Here is a 17,092-nt window from a genome sequence, read left to right as displayed (position 1 = left end):
CGATTGTTGCAGAGCCCCGCTAGTGATACCAGCATGCCCCAGATCAGGAGTCCCATGAGCGAAGACGATCCGCGCCTGGAACATGGCGATGACGCCACCCCCCACTGGTACGTGATCCAGTGCAAGGGCGGTGAATCCTTCCGCGCCGCGGAGCATCTCGGCAACCAGGGCTATGAGGTCTTCCACCCGGTGCTCGAGGTGCAGAAGAGGCGTCGCGGCAAGCTGGAGTGGGTCATCGAACCGCTCTTCCCCCACTACCTCTTCATCCGCCTCGACCGCCTGGTCAGCAACTGGCGGCCGATTCGCTCCACCCGTGGCGTGCTCAGGCTGGTCGGTTTCGGCGACATGCCACTGGCGGTGGACGATGGCCTGGTCGAGACCCTCCGCCACCACGGGGCCGACCGCCAGGACGCCACGGTCAACCTCTACTTCCGCGCCGGCGACGTGGTGGAGATCACCGAGGGTCCGTTCAAGGACCTGCAGGCGGTCTTCTCCAGCCACAAGGGCGAGGAGCGCGCCATCGTGCTGCTCAACATGTTGCACAAGCAGCAGCGACTGGAGATGCCGGTCTCCCAGTTGCGCCGCCGCTGAGCGTGTCGTTCACGCTCGCTACTCGCCCATCACCCTGTGACAGGAGAGCCCCATGACGATCGCCCCCCAGCGGGTCGTGACCCTGCACTATGTCCTCGGCGACACCGACGGCAATGTCCTCGACGATTCCCGCGCCCGCCAGACGCCGCTGGAGTATCTCCACGGTCATCACAACATCGTCGCCGGCCTCGAGCGTGCCCTGGACGGCCAGGTCGAGGGCGCCGAACTCAGCGTCACCCTGATGCCGGCGGAGGCCTATGGCCTGCGCAACGAGGCACTGGTCCGGGAGGTGGGACGTTCGGCCTTTCCGGTGGATGACCTGGCCCCGGGCATGCGCTTCCAGACCCCGGGAGACGATGGCCCGCAGGTCGTCACCGTGGTCGAGGTGCGTGACGACACCGTGCTCGTCGACAGCAATCACCCGCTAGCCGGCCATACCCTGCGCTATCGCCTCGAGGTGCTGGGCGTTCGGGAGGCCACTCGCGCCGAGCTCGCCAAGGGGCATCCGCTGCCACCGGGCACCGATCACGGCAGCGTGGAAGACAGGAAGGCCATCTAAACCTGACCTGTGTCAACTCCATGCCCGGGCCGCCGGCATCGCCGGCGGCAAACTTGATTCAGGTCAGAAACTCCCCGGCGCCGACGGGCTACAGTCCTCCCAACACATCGAGACGGGAGGACAGCACCATGTACTGGGATGACGCCGTAATCTTCGGGCTGGTCACCGTCGCGATGATGATCGCCTTCCTGGGTGGCTGGATCGGATTCATCATTCGCGACCATCGCAAGAAGAAGCACTGAGCCAGCCGCTCACAGAGTCGTCAGGGGAGGGGGGTTCGACCCCCCAGTCGCCGACCCGCTTGGGTCGGCTTTTTTTGTGCGAATGTGCAGGCCTCGAGGAAATAGCGGGCAAGCGTCGGCCAGGTGCCGTCGTCAACTGGAACGATGCGGGCGCGACGAGTATCATGAACACTGTTCGATAACCAGGAGACAGTGTCATGAAAGCGCAGCGTCACGATACCACTCCCGACGAAGGCAAACGCCTGAACCGCCGCCGCCTGCTCGCCACCCTGGGCGTCGGCATCGCCGGCGCCTATGTGGCCCCGACCCTCTTCAGCCTGGGCCAGGCCCAGGCCTGGCATGACGAGCCGCGCGACCGTCGCTACCGCCGATCCGGTTACAGCCGTCCCAGCTACTCCCGACCCAGTTACAGCCGCCCCAGCTACTCCCGCCCCAGCTACAGTCGCCCCAGCGGCGGCTACCATCGCCATACCTACCATTACCATACGCATGACCTTTATCCCGACTACCACGGGCCGAGTCGCTGGTGATGTCGGCTCCGGTTCCGCCTGACGGCATGCGGGTGCAGGACCTGGGTTTCGAGGGCCTGGGGGCGGTGCTTCGCCTGAACGACGCCCCCGAGGTGCAGCGCCTGCTTGGCGACGTCACGCCCGGTTGGCGGTCGTTTCCTCTGACGCCTCGCGGGCCGGCACCGGCGATCCGTCTGGCTCGCGAATCGCGGGGCGCCGGACGGGGGTATCGCCAGCACTCTCCCGAGCTGCCCCGCGGGCTGCACCTGCCCACCCCGGTGGCCGCGGCCTGCAGCCTGGTCGCCGACCTGATCGGTGCCTTCTTCACGTCTCATCCCGAGCTGATCGGCCTGCACTGCGGTGCGGCGGAGGTCGCCGGCCGGCTGGTGCTCTTTCCCGAGTCGCACCGTGCCGGCAAGAGCACCCTGGCCGCGGCCTGCGCCACCGCCGGCCACCGCGTCTTCGGCGATGACGTCCTGGCGCTGACGCCGGCCGGCGAGGGCATGGCGCTGGGGATCGCTCCCCGCCTTCGCCTGCCGCTGCCGACCCGTCTCGATCCCGCCCTGCACGCCTTCGCCGAGCGACATGCCGGCCCCGAGGACGAGCGCTACCGGTACCTCGTCCTGCCGGAGGCCCTGCAGGCGAGACACGGCGAGTGTCTTCCGCTGGGGGCCATCGTGTTGCTCGAACGGGACGCAACGCTGGCCACGCCGGAATTCATCGCGCTGGCACCGGGGGAGGGGCTGTTGCAGCTGCTGTGTCAGCACCTTGCCCACGCCCAACCCAGCGAGACGCTGATGGAACGCTTCCTGCCGCTGATGGCGTCGCTGCCCTGCGTGCTGTTGCGCTACGCCGAACCCCTGGCAGCCGCGCGCTGCCTGGCCACCCAACTGGCCGGCCCGTCACCCGCCCACGGTTCGGCTGCGGTATCGTTGACCGGTCATCGCCCCGCGTCCCGTGTCGCGTCCCGGGTGCCGGCCGACCGGCGTTGGCGGGTGCGGGAAAGGGTGCGCGACTATCCCCTCGGCGACGATCTCTTCCTGATCCACGCCCCGAGCGGCGCCATCCATCGGCTCAATGCCAGTGGGCGGGCGGTATGGACGCTGTTGTCCCACGAGGCGCTGACGGCCGGTGAGATCGCCGACCTGCTGAGTGAGCACTTTGGCGGCGTGTCGACGGAACGGATCGAGGCCGATGCGAGCGCCTTGCTGGGCATGCTGGCCGAGGCGGAGCTGATCCGGCCCGCCTGAGCGTCGGGAAGGGCCGGGTGTCTCAGGCGTCGCGGCTTCCCGCCACCCGGCGCAGGAAGACGTCCATCGGCTCGGGACGCGCCAGGTGGTAGCCCTGCATCAGGGTCACGCCCTGCCGGTGCAGGAAATCCACCTGGGTGGCGGTCTCCACCCCTTCGGCCACCAGGCGCAGGTCCAGCGCCCGCGCCAGGGCGATGATCGAACGGGCCAGGGGCGCGTCCGGCCGCGTCTTGAGCGGGTCGAGAAAGACCTTGTCGAGCTTGATCTCGTCCACCTCGAGCTCCTGCAGGTAGCGTAGCGAGGAGTAACCGGTGCCGAAATCGTCCAGCGCGATCGACAGCCCCAGGGCGCGCAGGGCGGCGAGTCGCGGCATGATGCCGGGCGTCACCAGCAGCGACTCGACCACCTCCAGCACCAGGCGATGCGGCGGCAGGTCATGCGTCTGCAGCAGGGCCTCGACGCGCGCAGGGAAGCCATGGTCGCGCAGCTGCTGCACCGAGACGTTGACCGCCAGCACCAGGTCGGTGTCCCGCAGCGGTCCGGTCAGCTGCGCCAGGAGCTCCTCGAGCACCCAGTCGCCGATCGGCTGGATCAACCCGCTGTGCTCGGCCTCGGCAATGAAGTCATCGGGAGCGAGCAGGCCACGCTCGGGGTGCACCCAGCGCAGCAGGGCCTCGGCCCCGTGCAGACGGCCGCCGGGGTCGAACTGGGGCTGGAAGTAGAGCCGGAACTCCCGCCGGGTGATGGCATCGCGCAGCTCGCGCTCGAGCCGGCTCTGGTGGCGTTGCCACTGCCCCAGGGCATCGTCGTAGAAGGCCAGTCGGTGACGGGCCTCGCCGCGAGCGCGTTCGAGGGCCAGTTCGGCCCGCTGCAGCAGGCGGTCGAGGTCGCGTGAGTCTTGTGGGTAACCGGCCAGGCCCAGCGAGAAGTGCAGCGTGGCCGGGGCGTTCTCGTTGAGCCAGGGGTGGGCATGGAGCTCGTCGAGCAAGGCCACCAGGCAGCCATGCAGGCCGTTGCGATCGTCGCCGGGCAGCAGCAGGCAGAGCCGGTTGGCCGGGAGACGCGCCGGCACCCCCCGTAGCGCCGGCGCGGCGAGCCGCCGGCGCAGTAGTTCGCCGACCTCGTGCAGGGCGGCATCGCCGAAGGCCTTGCCCAGGCTGTCGTTGATCTGGTTGAGTCCCTTGACGTGAAGGATGCCCACCTGGAAGGGGCCCTGTCGCCGCAGTGACTCGATGTGCTCCTCGAGCCCATGCAGGGTCGGCAGGGCAGTGACCTCGTCGTGGTGGAGCTGGCGGTGCAGGGAGCGCTCCACCTCGCGCCGGCGCAGCGACTCGGCGAACTGGCAGAGCAGGCCCGAGAAGCTGGTCAGGGCGTTGATCTCGTCGGTGTGCCAGTGTCGCGGCCGGGGGGACTCGCAGCACAGCACGCCACGCAGCTCGCCGGCCACGAACAGGCCGATATCGAGCATCGACGCGATCTCGTGCCGGTGGAGATGGTCGTGCAGGCCGGTCAGGCGCGGGGCGGCGGGGGCATCATCGGCCACCAGGACCGGGGTGCGGCGCAGGGCGACCAGGTAGGCCTCGAGATCCTCCCCGCAGAGTTCCTCGCCGACCGTCTCCGGTACGAGACTGGCGTGGCAGATCAGGCGATCGTCGCCGCCATCGAGCAGCCAGAGGCTGATCCTGGGGATATCGAGCAGCTGCGAGCTGCGTTCGAGCAGGGCGGTGATGAACTCGTCCTCGCTGGCGTCCCGCAGGTGCAAGTCGCGCAGGTCGTGCCAGGCACGCTGCTGGGCCGTCAGCCGCGACTGGGTCTGGCGCAGCTCCCCGACGGTCGCCAGGCTGGCCCGGGCCTGGTGGCGCAGGTGCCGGAACAGCAGCGCGGAGAAGCCTCCCAGCCCCAGCAGGGTGAGCAGCAGCCAGGGAAGCGACTGGCGCAGCATCACGCTGCCGGGCTCGGAGGGGGTCCATTCCAGCCAGGCCAGGGGCTCGCCGGTCCGGGTGCGCAGTGGCAGGCGGCCGGGCTGTTCGGGAGTGTCGGTGAGGCGCAGGTCGGGCAGGTTGGTGGCCTCGCGCAGTATCCGGGCGAGGCCATTGCCGACCTCGAAGGCGAAGAGCAGCCGATGGGGCGAGGGGGCCTGGGCATGATGATCACTTTCCGGGAGTACCGGCGCGGTGGCGAACAGCACCGGTCGTTCCTGCCAGAGCGCGAAGCCCGATGTCATGGGGGTCGTGGCGGGGCGACTCTGGGTCAGCAGGGGGCCGTGGTCGGTCGCGGGGGGACGCGGTTCACCGCGCTGGACCTCGTAGAGTACCTCCTGGTCGGCCGACACCAGCAGGGCCAGGTCGATGCCCAGGTTGTCATGCAGGTTGGCCCCCATCTCCAGTTCCAGCCACTCGCGGTCCGGGCCGTCGTCGGCGTGGACGGCCAGGTGGCTGAGGTCCCAGATCGCGTAGTCCAGTACCTGGCCGACCAGTCGGCGGCGGATCTGTTCGAGCTGGGTCTCGATCTGCTCGTGGGTGTGGCGGGCATGCTGCAGGTTCTGCTCGCGGGCGGCCCACAGCAGGATGGCGAGCATCACCACCATGGCCAGGGCCAGCAGGGCGGCGAGGCCGAGGCTCAGGCGGCGATAGTCGCGCTCGGTGCGGCTCAGCGCCCGGGCGATACCGGCGGTCGGGTCGGCCTGGCTCGCGTCCTTGTCCATGGTGTCGGGCATCCTTGTCTCGCCTTGGTCGATGTCAGCGCTGTGCAGCGGCACGTGAGCCGCCCTCTCCGGGTTGGCGCCAGTGACGCTGCCAGGCGCGCATCACCCGCTCGGGGTACCAGGTCTGCCCCAGGCTGCCGTTGTAGCGGGCCAGCGCCCGGGTCAGATCGCCGCGCTCCACGGCCAGGTAGTGGGCGAGGATGGTGCAGCCGTAGCGCAGGTTGCGCCAGGGATCCTTGAGGTCATCGGCGGGCAGTCCCAGTTCGCGGATCCAGAACGGCATGATCTGCATCAGCCCCACGGCCCCGGCGGAGGAGACGGCCTCCGCCTGGAAGGCGCTCTCCACCTGGATCACCGCCAGCACCAGCTCCGGGGGCAGGCCGGCCAGGCGCGCCTCGTGGTAGGCGCGATGCAGCAGTTCAGTGCGCCGCGCCGGGTCCTTCACGAAACGGGTCAGGCGAGGCTCCATGTCGTTGAACCACTGGCGGGCGGCCCAGATCTCGGCCGGCGAGCGCGGGGACTCCAGCGAAGCGTTCAGGGTGGTGCGCAGCGAGGCGGGGATCTCGGGCCGGGTACGCACCGCCCGGTGCTGCTCCATGGCTGGTGCAGCCTGCAGGGCGCTCGTGAAGGTGCCGCCCTCGTTGGCGAGGGCGGGCGGCAGGCCGGCCGCCACCAGCAGGGCGGCGGCCATCCCTCGCCTAGCGGTCGACGCGGTCACCCAGGAAGTCGAGGATCTGCTCTTCCGGCACCATGGTGGCGTCACTGTCACGGCGTCCCTTGTATTCGAGTTCACCCTTGTCCAGGCCGCGGTCGCCGACCACCAGGCGATGGGGAACCCCCATCAGTTCATGGTCGGCGAACTTGACGCCGGGGCGCAGGTCGCGGTCGTCCAGCAAGACCTCGAAGCCCGCGGCGGTGAGCGCTTGGTAGAGCCGCTCGGACTCCTCGCGCACCCGTTGCGACTTGTGGGCGTTCATCGGCACCAGCGCAATATGGAAGGGGGCGATGGAATCGGGCCAGATGATGCCCGCCTCGTCGTGGTTCTGCTCGATGGCGGCGGCCACGACGCGGGTCACCCCAACACCATAGCAGCCCATCCAGGGGTGGGTGGCGCGGCCGTTGTCGTCGAGCACGGTGGCATTCAACGCCTCGCTGTACTTGCGCCCCAGCTGGAACACATGGCCGACCTCGATGCCGCGCTTGATGGCAAGCACGCCCTTGCCGTCCGGCGAGGGATCGCCTTCCACCACGTTGCGCAGGTCGGCGACCTTCGGCAGCGCCACGTCGCGCTCCCAGTTGATGCCGAAGTAGTGCTTGCCGTCGACGTTGGCGCCGGCGCCGAAGTCGTTCATCAGGGCCACCGAGCGGTCGATGATGAGCGGCATCTCGAGGTTCACCGGACCCAGCGAGCCGGGGCCGGCACCCACGACGGCACGGATCTCCTCTTCCGTGGCCATGGTCAGCGGCGTGGCCACCTCGGGCAGGTTCTCGGCCTTGATCTCGTTGAGTTCGTGATCGCCGCGCACCAGCAGGGCGATCAGGCCGCCCTCGGCGGCGTGCACCATCAGGGTCTTGATGGTCTTCTCGATGGGCAGGCCGTGCTGCTCCACCAGGGCGGCGATGGTCCTGGCATGGGGGGTGTCGACCAGCCGCAGCTCCTCGGCGGGGGCCGGGCGTTCGGCCGAGGCGCCGGGCGGTGCCGGCAGCGCCTCGGCCTTCTCGATATTGGCGGCGTAGTCGGACTCGGTGGAGAAGACGATGGCGTCCTCGCCGGAGTCGGCCAGCACGTGGAACTCATGGGAGTCGGTGCCGCCGATGGCGCCGGTGTCGGCCAGTACCGGGCGGAAATCCAGGCCCAGGCGCGTGAAGATGCGGGTATAGGCATCGTACATCGCCTGGTAGGTCTCCTGCAGGGAGGCCTGGTCGACGTGGAAGGAGTAGGCGTCCTTCATGATGAACTCGCGCGAGCGCATCACCCCGAAACGCGGGCGGATCTCGTCACGGAACTTGGTCTGGATCTGGTAGAAGTTGGCCGGCAGCTGCTTGTAGCTCGACAGCTCGCGGCGCATCAGGTCGGTGATCACCTCCTCATGGGTGGGGCCAACGCAGTAGTCGCGGTCGTGGCGATCCTTGAGGCGCAGCAGCTCCGGTCCGTACTGCTCCCAGCGGCCGGACTCCTGCCACAGCTCGGCGGGCTGGACCGCCGGCATCAGCACCTCCTGGGCGCCGGCGCGGTCCATCTCCTCGCGCACGATGCGTTCCACCTTGCGCAGGGTGCGCAGGCCGGTCGGCAGCCAGGTGTAGAGGCCGGAGGTGAGGCGGCGGATCATCCCCGCGCGCAGCATCAGCTGGTGGCTGACGATCTCGGCATCGGCGGGGGTTTCCTTGAGGGTGGCGATCAACAGTTGGGTGGCGCGCATGGGTCCGGCGGTTCCTCGAGCTGTTCTTCTGGGACGTCTTCTTCGACAGAAGGGCGTAGTCGGGGCCGCTGAGTCGGCGGCAGTTGGCGCATTGTACGGCCAAGCGCCATATGCGGCAAAAGGCGGTGCTCGTCCGGGGGCTCATGCCAGCGGCTTCAGCCAGAACACCATGGGCTTGTCGGTCTCGGCCGGTTCGCCGATGTCCTTCCAGCGGAAGGTGGTGGCGAGATCGGGCTGGCGCTCGTAGCCCCGGGAGTGCCAGAAGCCGTGCAGCGGCACGTAGTCGGCGGGCTTGAGTGGATGGTCATCGGGACGCTCGACGGCGCAGAAGGCCGCGATGGTAAAGCCTTCACGGGCGGCATGCCGTTCCCGCTCCGCCATGAAGGCCTTGCCGATGCCGCGGCCACGGTACTCGGGCAGCAGCACCGACTCGCCGTAGTAGAAGACCGTGGCCGGCTCGAGCCCGGCTCGCTCGAAGGGGGCACGGAACGCCTCGACATCCGCGACCAGCGGCATGCCGGTGGCGGCGCCGATCAGGTCGTCGCCATCGAAGGCCAGCACGAACAGGCTCTCGGGACAGTCGGCATAGCGGCGCAGGTAGTCCGCCTCGTAGTCGAAGTCGCCGTCGTAGAGATAGGGAAAGTCGCGAAACACCCGGATGCGCAGGCGGGCCAGGGCCGCCAGATGGGGGGCAATGTCCTGGCCCTGGCAGGTGGTGAGTCGTGTATCGCCCATGGGGCCTCCGTGGAAGGGAAGAAGGGAAAACGCTCGTCTGAACCCGGCTAGGAGCCTGTCGGATTTGACCGGCTCTCGCAGTAGATCAGCATTAAGTCCGACAGGCTCCTAGGGTAAGCTCTGGCCGATTTTGCCTGCCGGTACGTGTCCGGACAATGGCCGGTGTCGGCTGCCCGTTCTCTCAGGAAGTTTGTGCATGAACTCCCCCGGGGCACAAGCCTCGTCGGCGGTCATTCCCTCGGCGTGGCGTTGGCCTTGCGTCGCTCGAGGTCGTTCGCCGCATGAATCAACCCTCCAGCAGCAGGCGCACCAGCATGCCCAGCACCAGGGTGGTGGAGACGCTGAGCAGGGTGCCGAGCAGGACGTACTCGGTGAGCTTGCGGTCGCGCGAGTCACGCAGGTCGCCGAAGCGCAGCACCGACTTGGCGGCGAGCAGGAAGCCGACCGCGGTGAGCTGGTCGAGCAGTACCAGGGTGAGCACCAGGAGGCGCTCCAGCACACCGATGCGCGCCCCGGCCCGGGCCAGGGTGCCGGTGTCCTCGAGTTGCTCGCTCCAGCGCTGCATGACCAGGGCGATGGCGATCGACATGGGGCGCGTCACCAGCAGGTAGGCGACCGACACCCCGAGCACCGCCGGCGAGGTGAGCCAGGCGGCGAGTTCCCGCAGCGCGGCCGGGCTGCCGAGCCAGGCCAGCCAGAGACCCAGCAGCACCAGCAGGTGGCCGGCCTGGTCGAGCAGGAACCAGCGCAGTTCGCCGGCCGGCAACCGGACCTTGGCCAGGTCGATCAGCCAGTGGCTGCCGGCGACCACCAGGGCGCCGAGCGCGACGGCCGTGGCCCCCCGCGTGGCCGGTGCGGTCGCCGCGACGATCAGCAGCACCCCGCCGGCGAGCAGGCCATGCAGCAGGGCATGCTGGGCCAGGCGCCACGAGCGGTGCTTCAGCCGGTATCGCTCCTCGACCCAGCGGCGGGGTTGCAGCAGGAAATCCCCGATCAGGTGGGCCAGGATCAGCCCCAGCAGCAGCGACGGGGCGGCGGCACTCATGGGGTCGCCTCCGGGTTGGCGAGGCGTTGCCCGAAATGGGCCAGGGTATCGGCCAGCAGCTCCCAGCGAGCGGCGCGCAGGCGCTTGTGCACGCTGGGCTGGCGAATGCCCAGTCGTTCGGCCAGGGCCTGCTGGGTGGTCGTCCGATCGAGGCTGAGGATGACGATCTCGGCGGAGTAGCGTGACCAGCCGTCGATCAGGTCGTCGAGGAAGCGGGTCAGCAGCGCCAGGCAGCCGTCGTTCGGGCCCTCGAGCAGTTCCACCGCCAGATGGCTGGCATCGAGGGCGTCCAGGGCGCGCCCCGAACGCACGAAGACCTCACCGTCGGCCTCCGCGACCCCCTCGTCCGGTTGCCAGTCGTCCTGTCCGACCGCCACGGCGATGCGGGCGTCCCAGCGCTGGTGCGTTTCCGAGTGCTGGATCAGGGCGGCGCGCAACCAGACGGCGGCCGTCATGGCTTCCTCGGCATCGGGCAGGGCGAGCTGGAAGCCATCGCCCCGGTAGCGCTCGCCGCGCCCCCCGTGGCGTTCGGCCAGTTCGGCCAGGGTGGCGTCGAGCACACGGTGCAGCCGGGCCGCATCGGCGACCTTGCGCGAGTCGATCACGTCACCGGTGAGCACGGCGATCCGGCGGGACATGGCGGCCTCCCTGGCTGTTGGCTGCCCACATCATAGCCTCTCCAGGCTATTTTTCAATCTAATAGCCTTTTTAGCCAATAAGTGCTTGTTATTGCCATTCTGGGCTATAAGGCTAGCGGGCCAGTCTTTCCAATGACTGCGTATCTTGTTAGTTCTTCACCCGCGCTCCCGTCAGCGGCGGGCGGTAGGCCTTCACCAGGGTCGCCGGGTCGTGCTCGGCATGGCCCTGGTTGGCGTGGGCGCGCATCAGCTGGGCGGCCACGCCGCTCATCGGTGTGGCGCTGCCGCAGCGCTGGCTCTGGGCCACTGCCATGTCGAGGTCCTTGAGCAGGGTGCGCAAGTGCCAGGGCGGTGCCTCGAAGTCGCTCGCCGCCATGCGCGGGGTGAGGATCCGGAAGGGCTTCGAGTCGGCGAAGCCGCCGGCGAGCGCCTCGGTGAGACGACAGGCGTCGACGCCGCTGGCCTCGGCGAGTGCCACCATCTCGGCGATCACCGCCGCCTGGCAGCCGACGATCATCTGGTTGCACACCTTGGTGACCTGGCCGCTGCCCACCGGCCCCATATGGGTCACCCGGGCGGCGAGGGGGGCGAGAAGGGGGCGAATGGCCTCGATGTCGTCGACGTCGCCGCCGCACATGATCGCCAGCGTGCCGGCCTCGGCCCCGGCCACGCCACCCGAGACCGGCGCGTCGACCCAGCGAATGCCGGTTTCGTTCTCGAGCCGGGCGGCGAAGTCGCGGGTCGCGGCCGGGTCGCTGCTGGAGAAATCGATCAGCAGCTGATCGGACCGGGCGTAGTCGCCCACGCCCTCGGGGCCGAAGACCACCTCGTCCACGACCTCGGTGTTGGCCAGGCAAAGCATCACCACGTCGACGCTCTCCACCAGTTCACCGATATAGTCGGCCACGCGCACGCCGGTGTCGCGCAGGTCATTGACCTTCTCCGGCGTGCGATTCCACACGGTGACATCGAAATCGGCCTCCAGCAGCCGACGCGTCATGGGATGGCCCATCAGCCCGATGCCGATGAAGCCGAGGCGAGGCTGGGTCATGTGTCGAGTCTCCGGGCAGTCGGGGAAGGCCCCAGCATGCGCGACGCAGGGCGCTGGCAGCAAGTCGCCGACCAGGGTACGGCTTCCAGCCTTCGCTCCGTGCCGATCACCCCGGCGGATGCGCTGCCATGATGCAGTGCGACATCGAAACGGCTATGCTGTGGTGCGAAAAAGCCGCCGCGATGCCTGGTGATCACGGCGGCTTGTCAGGAGTTTTCTTGTTAATGGTATGATTTTATAGGTTTTGTTCGTTCTTGGTATGAGTTTGGCAAGGTCTGGAGTAGACGGATGCCGGACGGGGGCGATTCGACCCCGGCTTCGACTTCCACGTCCTTTGCGGTCATGCCACTGTACCGCAAAGGATGTAACGAGTGAGCTGGCGTGCTCCAACTTGGTCCCCTTCGGGGGACTTTTTTTTGCCATGAGCATACCCACGGCGGGTTACCAGCATCTCGATCGTGGAAAGGCGGGACAATGCGACCTTGGTCGATGTCTGCGCGTGTTCGGCGGCTGTCCACGTCGGCAGGCATGCATCGTCGGAGGGGCTGGCGTGTCGTGGGGTTTTCACGACGGGAGGCCTTCCGCGGCCCGAGCCAGTCGGTACGCACCCCGCCGCCGTCCACGCCCAAGTAGAGGGTGCGGGCTCGGGTGCCTGCCGGTCGTAAGGGTCAAGCTTGGCGCTGCGGGTACTGCACTCGGGCGGGGGATTGCCGCCCGGTATCGGAATGGATAGGGGCCAGGGCAGAGGATTCAAGCATCGCCCAGGCTCGGCGTGCCGGCCGGGTCGGTCGCCTGCTCGCCGCCGAACTGCAGCTCGGCCAGGTGGCGGTAGAGGGGGCTGGTCTCGAGCAGCTCCGCATGGCGTCCGGCAGCGACCAGGCGGCCCTCCTCGAGGACCAGCAGGCGGTCGGCGGCGACCACCGTCGCCAGGCGATGGGCGATCACCACGCTGGTGCGGTTCTCCATCAGGCGATCGAGGGCCTGCTGCACCAGGCGTTCGCTCTCCGCGTCCAGGGCGCTGGTGGCCTCGTCGAGCAGCAGCACCCGCGGATTCTTGAGCAGTGCCCGGGCGATCGCCAGGCGCTGCCGCTGACCGCCGGAGAGTTGCACGCCACCGGGTCCCAGGGGAGTGTCGAAACCGTGGGGCAGGGCCTCGAGGAACGCCAGGGCGTTGGCGTCCCGGGCCGCGTCGCGTAGCTCTTCCAGGCTGGCCTCGGGCTTGCCGTAACGCAGGTTTTCGGCGGCGGTGCCCGTGAACAGCGTCGGTTCCTGGGAGACCAGCCCCATGGCACGGCGCAGCGACCGGGGCGCCAGGTCGCGCAGGTCGATGCCGTCGAGCCTCAACGTGCCGCTGTCGGGGTCATGGAAGCGCAGCAGCAGGGCGAGCAGGGTGCTCTTGCCGCCGCCCGAAGGGCCGACCAGGGCGATCCGCTCTCCGGGCCGGACATGCAGGTCGAGCCCGTGGAGCGCGGGTACCTTGCGGCCCGGGTAGGTGAAGCTCACCCCATCCAGGCGAATGTCACCGGCGACGGGGTCGGGCAGGGGGGTGGGGCTGGCCGGGGCCTGGATGCGGGGCCTGGCGCCGAGCAGTTCCAGCAGCCGCTCGGCGGCCCCCGCGGCACGCTGCACGTCGCCGGCCACTTCGGCCAGGGCGGCGACGGCCCCGGCGGCCAGCACCGCATAGAAGACGAAGGCGGAGAGCTCGCCGGCGGTCATGTTGCCGGCCAGCACCGCCTGGCCGCCCTGCCACAGCATCACGCCCACGGCGGCGAACACCACCAGCATGGCGATGCCGGTGAGCCAGGCCCGCTGTCGGGTACGCTCGACGGCGCTGGCGAAGGCGTCTTCGACGCGCTTGCCGTAGTTGCGCCGTTCCATGGCCTCGTGGTTGAAGGCCTGTACGGTGCGGATGCCGGCTAGCGACTCGCCGGCGTAGCGGCCCAGTTCCGCCACCCGGTCCTGGCTGTGACGGGAAAGCCGGCGGACGCGCCGACCGAACCAGAGGATCGGCAGTACCGTGACGGGGATGCCGAGCAGCACGATGGCCGAGAGCCATGGCTGGGTGACCAGCATCAGGATGACCGCTCCGAACAGCATCAGCAGGTTGCGCAGGGCCAGCGAGACCGATGAGCCGAACAGGCTCTGCAGCACGCTGGTGTCCGCCGTCAGGCGCGCCGAGATCTCGCCGGGGCCCCTGCCGGGGTGCAGGGTGCTTTCGAAGAACCCCGGCTCCAGCTCGAGCAGGTGGTCGAAGACCCGGCGGCGCAGGTCGGCGGCCAGCCGCTCGCCGATCCAGGTCACCAGGTAGTAGCGCAGGGCCGAGGCGCAGGCCAGCACGGCCACCACGGCGAGCATCATGACGAGTGCCTGGTTGAGCCGGGCGCGGTCCTCGGCCAGGAAGCCCTGGTCGATCACCAGTCGCAGCCCCTGGCCGAGCAGCAGCACGCTGGAGGCGGCGGCCAGCAGGGCGAGGCCGGCCAGTGCCAGGCGCCAGCGGTAGGGGCGCAGTAGCCCCAGCAGTCGCAGCAGGACCCGCGGGTCCGGGGGAGAGCTCATCGGGCGCCTCGAACGGAGCGGTAGCAGGAAGGGGCACCATAGCAGTGTCCCGTGCCGCCTGCATGGCGAGGAAGCCTTCTGCCAACCCCGGCGGCTACGTCGGGGAGTTCGAGCCGGACCGGGTCGTCGGGCCCTGATTGCGCAATCAGGCTTCCACGGCGGCGAGCGAAGGACCGTGGCGGGCGACCATCACACAGTTGCGGCCCCGGGCCTTGCCGTCGTAGAGGGCCTGGTCGGCACGCAACAGGGCCGGGTCGAGCCGGGTCTCCCCGGGCTCGACCCGGCTGATGCCCACCGTCACCGACAGCGGGTTCCGTTCGGGCACCATCGGCAGCGACAGGCTGGCGACCCGCTCGCGCAACCGTTCGGCGATGGACGTGGCGGTATGCAGGTTGGCCTGGGGCAGGGCGATGACGAACTCCTCGCCGCCATAGCGGCCGATGATGTCGGTCTCGCGCAGAACCGACTGACAGCACCCCGCCACGGTGGTCAGCACGATATCGCCGATCGCATGGCCGTGGCGGTCATTGAGGCTCTTGAACAGGTCGATGTCGACCATGCACAGCACCAGCTGCGAGCCATCGCGCCGTGAGCGGCGCAGTTCCCGCTCGGCGAGTTCGAAAAAGCGCCGCCGGTTGGCGATGCCGGTCAGGTCATCGGTGCAGGCCATGTGGCGCAGTCGCTCCTCCAACTGGCTGCGCTCCTCGATCTCGGCCTGCAACTGCCGATTGATGGCGCGCTCCTCCAGCAGGGAGGCGAACTGCTCGCGCTGCAACTGGGTCAGCCGTTTCACGGTCATCCAGCCCAGCAGGTTGACGAAACCCAGCAGCAGCAGGCTGGTGGCCAGCAAGGCGCCGGGCAGGGGAGCCCACAGCAGCATGAGGGTGACGAAACCGGTGACCAGGTAGGCATTCCAGATCAGCATCCAGGGCAGCCGGTTGGGAACGAACAGGTAGAGGCCCATGCTGGCGGCCACCATCGAGGCGAGCTGGATCCCGGGCGTGTCGGGCCGCAGCGGGAGGGCCAGCAGCAAGCCACTGATGCCGAGCAGGCAGATCAGGTTGATCGGCAGCGGGCGCTGCGCCAGGGCGGGGCGCTTCCTCAGCGAGAGGGCCAGCAGGATGCAGGCCAGTGCCACCGATGTTCGCGTGGCGATCAGGACGAAGAAGGCGTTGCCGAAACCCAGCAGGCCATAGTCGGTCAGGCCGAAGGCGAGAAACAGCCCCGCGGCCACCCACAGGGCGTAGCGCATCTGGCAGGCGTCGTGGGCCTGCATGGTGCGGCGGAAGAGGGCTTCCACGGCCGAGTCTTGAAACTCGGCACGCCAGTTCAGTCCGGCCGAATCCCCTGCGTCGGTCTTGCCAGCAGCCATGCGTCACCTTCCTAGAGGGCCAGGCATAAGCACGGTTCCCTTCAGTTCGTGTCGTTATTATGGTGTTCCCTGTGACGCCGCGCGGCCTTCCGCGAGAAGAGCCGCCGGCGTACGGGGGAAGCATGGCCACGAATGTTCCGGTGCGCCAGCCGGCCCGGGACGATGTCATTCAAGACCTACATTCGTTGTAAGAGAATACCTACAGTGCGAGTGTGAGGCGCGAGTGGGAGCCTTCTCAGACCTTGCACTGCTCTCGTTGCCATCCTTTGCCGCCGGGTGAACCACTTACGGCGATGGTCACCCCTCAAGCCTTCCACCGCGCCGTTCGGGGCACGCGCACACCGGGCACATTCGATGATGATGAAAATAAGGCACGGGGCATGGTCGTCCTCAGCCCTGCCGCTTGAGCTGCTCGCGTAGCTGCTTGGGTACCTGCTTGATGATCAGCCGGTCCTGCGCCTCGTCGTACTCGACGCTGGATCCGAGCAGGTGGGAGTCGAAGCTGATCGAGACGCCGCCGGCGCGGCCGGTGAAGCGGCGGAACTGGTTCAGGGTGCGCTTGTCCGGCGGGATCTCCGGGGAGAGGCCGTAGTCGGCGTTGCGGATATGCTCATAGAACGCCCTGGGCTGCTGCTCGTCGAGTACCTCCGAGAGCTCCTCCAGGGTGATGGGCTCGCCGCGGCTGGCCTGGTCGCTGGCGTAGTCGATCAGTGCCTCGGTCTTCTCGCGGCTCTGCTCCTCGGGCAGATCCTCGTTCTCGACATAGTCGCTGAAGGCCTTGAGCAGGGTGCGGGTCTCGCCGGTGGCGTCGACGCCCTCCGCGGCGCCCAGCAGTTCGGCGAAGCCTTCGGCGAGCTTTCGGCCACCGCGGTCGCGGGTCCAGGAGAGGTACTGCTTCGAGGGCGAGTCGCCGCGCCACTGGCTCAGGTTGAGCCGCGCGGCCAGGCTCATCTGGGCCAGGTTCAGCTGGCGCACCGGGGCGATGGCCAGGTCGTCGTCGATGCCGAAGCCCTCGCGATGGTGCAGCAGCGCCAGGGTCAGGGTCTCGGTGTCGCCCTGCCGGGTATGCGCCACCAGCAGGTGGCCGGAGAGCGACAGGTGGGCCGCGACCAGGGCGGCGATGCGCTCGCCCAGCTCGCGGCTGAAGGCGACGAAGTCGAGCTCGCCTGCGAGATAGGCGATCAATGCCGCGGGAAAGGCGGAGGAGCCGCTGCCGGCGTCGCCCTCGTCGCCGTCGGCGAGGAAGTGGCCCCAGGCCTTGGGCTTGGCGTGGTAGGCCTTGTTGACGCCTTCCAGCAGGTCGTCCAGGGCGGGCGAGCCGGCCAGTTCCGCCGCTGCCGGGGCGAGCGTCGCCGGCGCTTCGCCGGTCTCCTTGTCGAGGCGATGGACGATGCTGTGCAGTACCGGCATGGGGACTCCT

Annotated in this window: 15 protein-coding genes; 5 read left to right on the top strand and 10 right to left on the bottom strand. The window is 68.8% G+C overall.

The window, feature by feature from the left end; translation table 11 throughout:
* Positions 1 to 54 precede the first annotated feature (54 nt).
* From rfaH to CR157_RS01255, 5 genes are all read left to right on the top strand, one after another.
* Positions 55 to 591 carry a transcription/translation regulatory transformer protein RfaH gene (rfaH, locus tag CR157_RS01270; protein ID WP_110281732.1) on the top strand — a complete coding sequence of 179 codons (537 nt, stop codon included), beginning with the start codon at positions 55 to 57 and terminating at the stop codon, positions 589 to 591.
* A gap of 52 nt (positions 592 to 643) precedes the next feature.
* Positions 644 to 1,150, top strand: a complete 507-nt coding sequence (locus CR157_RS01265; protein WP_110281731.1) for an FKBP-type peptidyl-prolyl cis-trans isomerase — start codon at positions 644 to 646, stop codon at positions 1,148 to 1,150.
* Between the two features lie 128 nt (positions 1,151 to 1,278).
* Positions 1,279 to 1,392, top strand: a complete 114-nt coding sequence (ccoM, locus tag CR157_RS23195) for a cytochrome c oxidase subunit CcoM (protein WP_276316473.1) — start codon at positions 1,279 to 1,281, stop codon at positions 1,390 to 1,392.
* A 197-nt stretch (positions 1,393 to 1,589) separates the two neighbouring features.
* Positions 1,590 to 1,922, top strand: a complete 333-nt coding sequence (locus CR157_RS01260) for a hypothetical protein (RefSeq protein ID WP_181421931.1) — start codon at positions 1,590 to 1,592, stop codon at positions 1,920 to 1,922.
* On the top strand, positions 1,922 to 3,151 hold the full coding sequence (locus CR157_RS01255) for a PqqD family protein (protein ID WP_110281730.1): 1,230 nt from the start codon (positions 1,922 to 1,924) through the stop codon (positions 3,149 to 3,151). The genes CR157_RS01260 and CR157_RS01255 overlap by 1 nt, the downstream gene beginning before the upstream one ends.
* Before the next feature lie 22 nt (positions 3,152 to 3,173).
* Here the strand turns inward: CR157_RS01255 and CR157_RS01250 are convergent, their stop codons facing one another.
* The 10 genes from CR157_RS01250 to yejK form a co-directional block, all read right to left on the bottom strand.
* Positions 3,174 to 5,867 (bottom strand): bifunctional diguanylate cyclase/phosphodiesterase, encoded by a 2,694-nt coding sequence (locus CR157_RS01250; protein WP_110281729.1) that lies wholly within the window; start codon positions 5,865 to 5,867, stop codon positions 3,174 to 3,176.
* Between the two features lie 22 nt (positions 5,868 to 5,889).
* Complete coding sequence (locus tag CR157_RS01245) at positions 5,890 to 6,546, bottom strand: transglycosylase SLT domain-containing protein (RefSeq protein ID WP_110281728.1); 657 nt, start codon at positions 6,544 to 6,546, stop codon at positions 5,890 to 5,892.
* 7 nt (positions 6,547 to 6,553) lie between these two features.
* Positions 6,554 to 8,275: a proline--tRNA ligase gene (locus tag CR157_RS01240; RefSeq protein ID WP_110281727.1), complete on the bottom strand. Its 1,722-nt coding sequence runs from the start codon at positions 8,273 to 8,275 to the stop codon at positions 6,554 to 6,556.
* Between the two features lie 141 nt (positions 8,276 to 8,416).
* Positions 8,417 to 9,010 carry a GNAT family N-acetyltransferase gene (locus CR157_RS01235; protein ID WP_110281726.1) on the bottom strand — a complete coding sequence of 198 codons (594 nt, stop codon included), beginning with the start codon at positions 9,008 to 9,010 and terminating at the stop codon, positions 8,417 to 8,419.
* A 286-nt stretch (positions 9,011 to 9,296) separates the two neighbouring features.
* Entirely contained in the window at positions 9,297 to 10,055 is a 759-nt protein-coding gene (locus CR157_RS01230; RefSeq protein WP_110281725.1) for a DUF3307 domain-containing protein, read from the bottom strand.
* Entirely contained in the window at positions 10,052 to 10,693 is a 642-nt protein-coding gene (locus CR157_RS01225) for a hypothetical protein (RefSeq protein WP_110281724.1), read from the bottom strand. Before CR157_RS01225 ends, CR157_RS01230 begins: the two co-directional genes overlap by 4 nt.
* Positions 10,694 to 10,841: 148 nt before the next feature.
* Complete coding sequence (locus CR157_RS01220) at positions 10,842 to 11,744, bottom strand: NAD(P)-dependent oxidoreductase (protein WP_110281723.1); 903 nt, start codon at positions 11,742 to 11,744, stop codon at positions 10,842 to 10,844.
* A gap of 750 nt (positions 11,745 to 12,494) precedes the next feature.
* Complete coding sequence (locus CR157_RS01215) at positions 12,495 to 14,300, bottom strand: ABC transporter transmembrane domain-containing protein (protein ID WP_110281722.1); 1,806 nt, start codon at positions 14,298 to 14,300, stop codon at positions 12,495 to 12,497.
* Positions 14,301 to 14,445: 145 nt separating this feature from the next.
* Complete coding sequence (locus CR157_RS01210) at positions 14,446 to 15,672, bottom strand: GGDEF domain-containing protein (RefSeq protein ID WP_110281721.1); 1,227 nt, start codon at positions 15,670 to 15,672, stop codon at positions 14,446 to 14,448.
* 390 nt (positions 15,673 to 16,062) lie between these two features.
* Positions 16,063 to 17,082: a nucleoid-associated protein YejK gene (gene yejK / locus CR157_RS01205; RefSeq protein WP_110281720.1), complete on the bottom strand. Its 1,020-nt coding sequence runs from the start codon at positions 17,080 to 17,082 to the stop codon at positions 16,063 to 16,065.
* Between the last annotated feature and the right edge of the window lie 10 nt (positions 17,083 to 17,092).

The sequence above is a fragment of the Halomonas sp. LBP4 genome, assembly GCF_003202205.1.
GTDB lineage: Bacteria > Pseudomonadota > Gammaproteobacteria > Pseudomonadales > Halomonadaceae > Halomonas > Halomonas flagellata.
This window is presented reverse-complemented; position numbering and strand designations above follow the sequence as displayed.

Bases quoted from the DNA above. Each gene is read 5' to 3' on its own strand.
- CR157_RS01255 (WP_110281730.1), top strand. From the start codon at position 1,922: ATGTCGGCTCCGGTTCCGCCTGACGGCATGCGGGTGCAGGACCTGGGT.
- CR157_RS01230 (WP_110281725.1), bottom strand. From the start codon at position 10,055: ATGAGTGCCGCCGCCCCGTCGCTGCTGCTGGGGCTGATCCTGGCCCAC.
- CR157_RS01210 (WP_110281721.1), bottom strand. From the start codon at position 15,672: ATGGCTGCTGGCAAGACCGACGCAGGGGATTCGGCCGGACTGAACTGG.
- CR157_RS01215 (WP_110281722.1), bottom strand. From the start codon at position 14,300: ATGAGCTCTCCCCCGGACCCGCGGGTCCTGCTGCGACTGCTGGGGCTA.
- CR157_RS01235 (WP_110281726.1), bottom strand. From the start codon at position 9,010: ATGGGCGATACACGACTCACCACCTGCCAGGGCCAGGACATTGCCCCC.
- rfaH (WP_110281732.1), top strand. From the start codon at position 55: ATGAGCGAAGACGATCCGCGCCTGGAACATGGCGATGACGCCACCCCC.
- CR157_RS01265 (WP_110281731.1), top strand. From the start codon at position 644: ATGACGATCGCCCCCCAGCGGGTCGTGACCCTGCACTATGTCCTCGGC.
- CR157_RS01245 (WP_110281728.1), bottom strand. From the start codon at position 6,546: ATGGCCGCCGCCCTGCTGGTGGCGGCCGGCCTGCCGCCCGCCCTCGCC.
- yejK (WP_110281720.1), bottom strand. From the start codon at position 17,082: ATGCCGGTACTGCACAGCATCGTCCATCGCCTCGACAAGGAGACCGGC.
- CR157_RS01250 (WP_110281729.1), bottom strand. From the start codon at position 5,867: ATGCCCGACACCATGGACAAGGACGCGAGCCAGGCCGACCCGACCGCC.
- ccoM (WP_276316473.1), top strand. From the start codon at position 1,279: ATGTACTGGGATGACGCCGTAATCTTCGGGCTGGTCACCGTCGCGATG.
- CR157_RS01260 (WP_181421931.1), top strand. From the start codon at position 1,590: ATGAAAGCGCAGCGTCACGATACCACTCCCGACGAAGGCAAACGCCTG.
- CR157_RS01225 (WP_110281724.1), bottom strand. From the start codon at position 10,693: ATGTCCCGCCGGATCGCCGTGCTCACCGGTGACGTGATCGACTCGCGC.
- CR157_RS01220 (WP_110281723.1), bottom strand. From the start codon at position 11,744: ATGACCCAGCCTCGCCTCGGCTTCATCGGCATCGGGCTGATGGGCCAT.
- CR157_RS01240 (WP_110281727.1), bottom strand. From the start codon at position 8,275: ATGCGCGCCACCCAACTGTTGATCGCCACCCTCAAGGAAACCCCCGCC.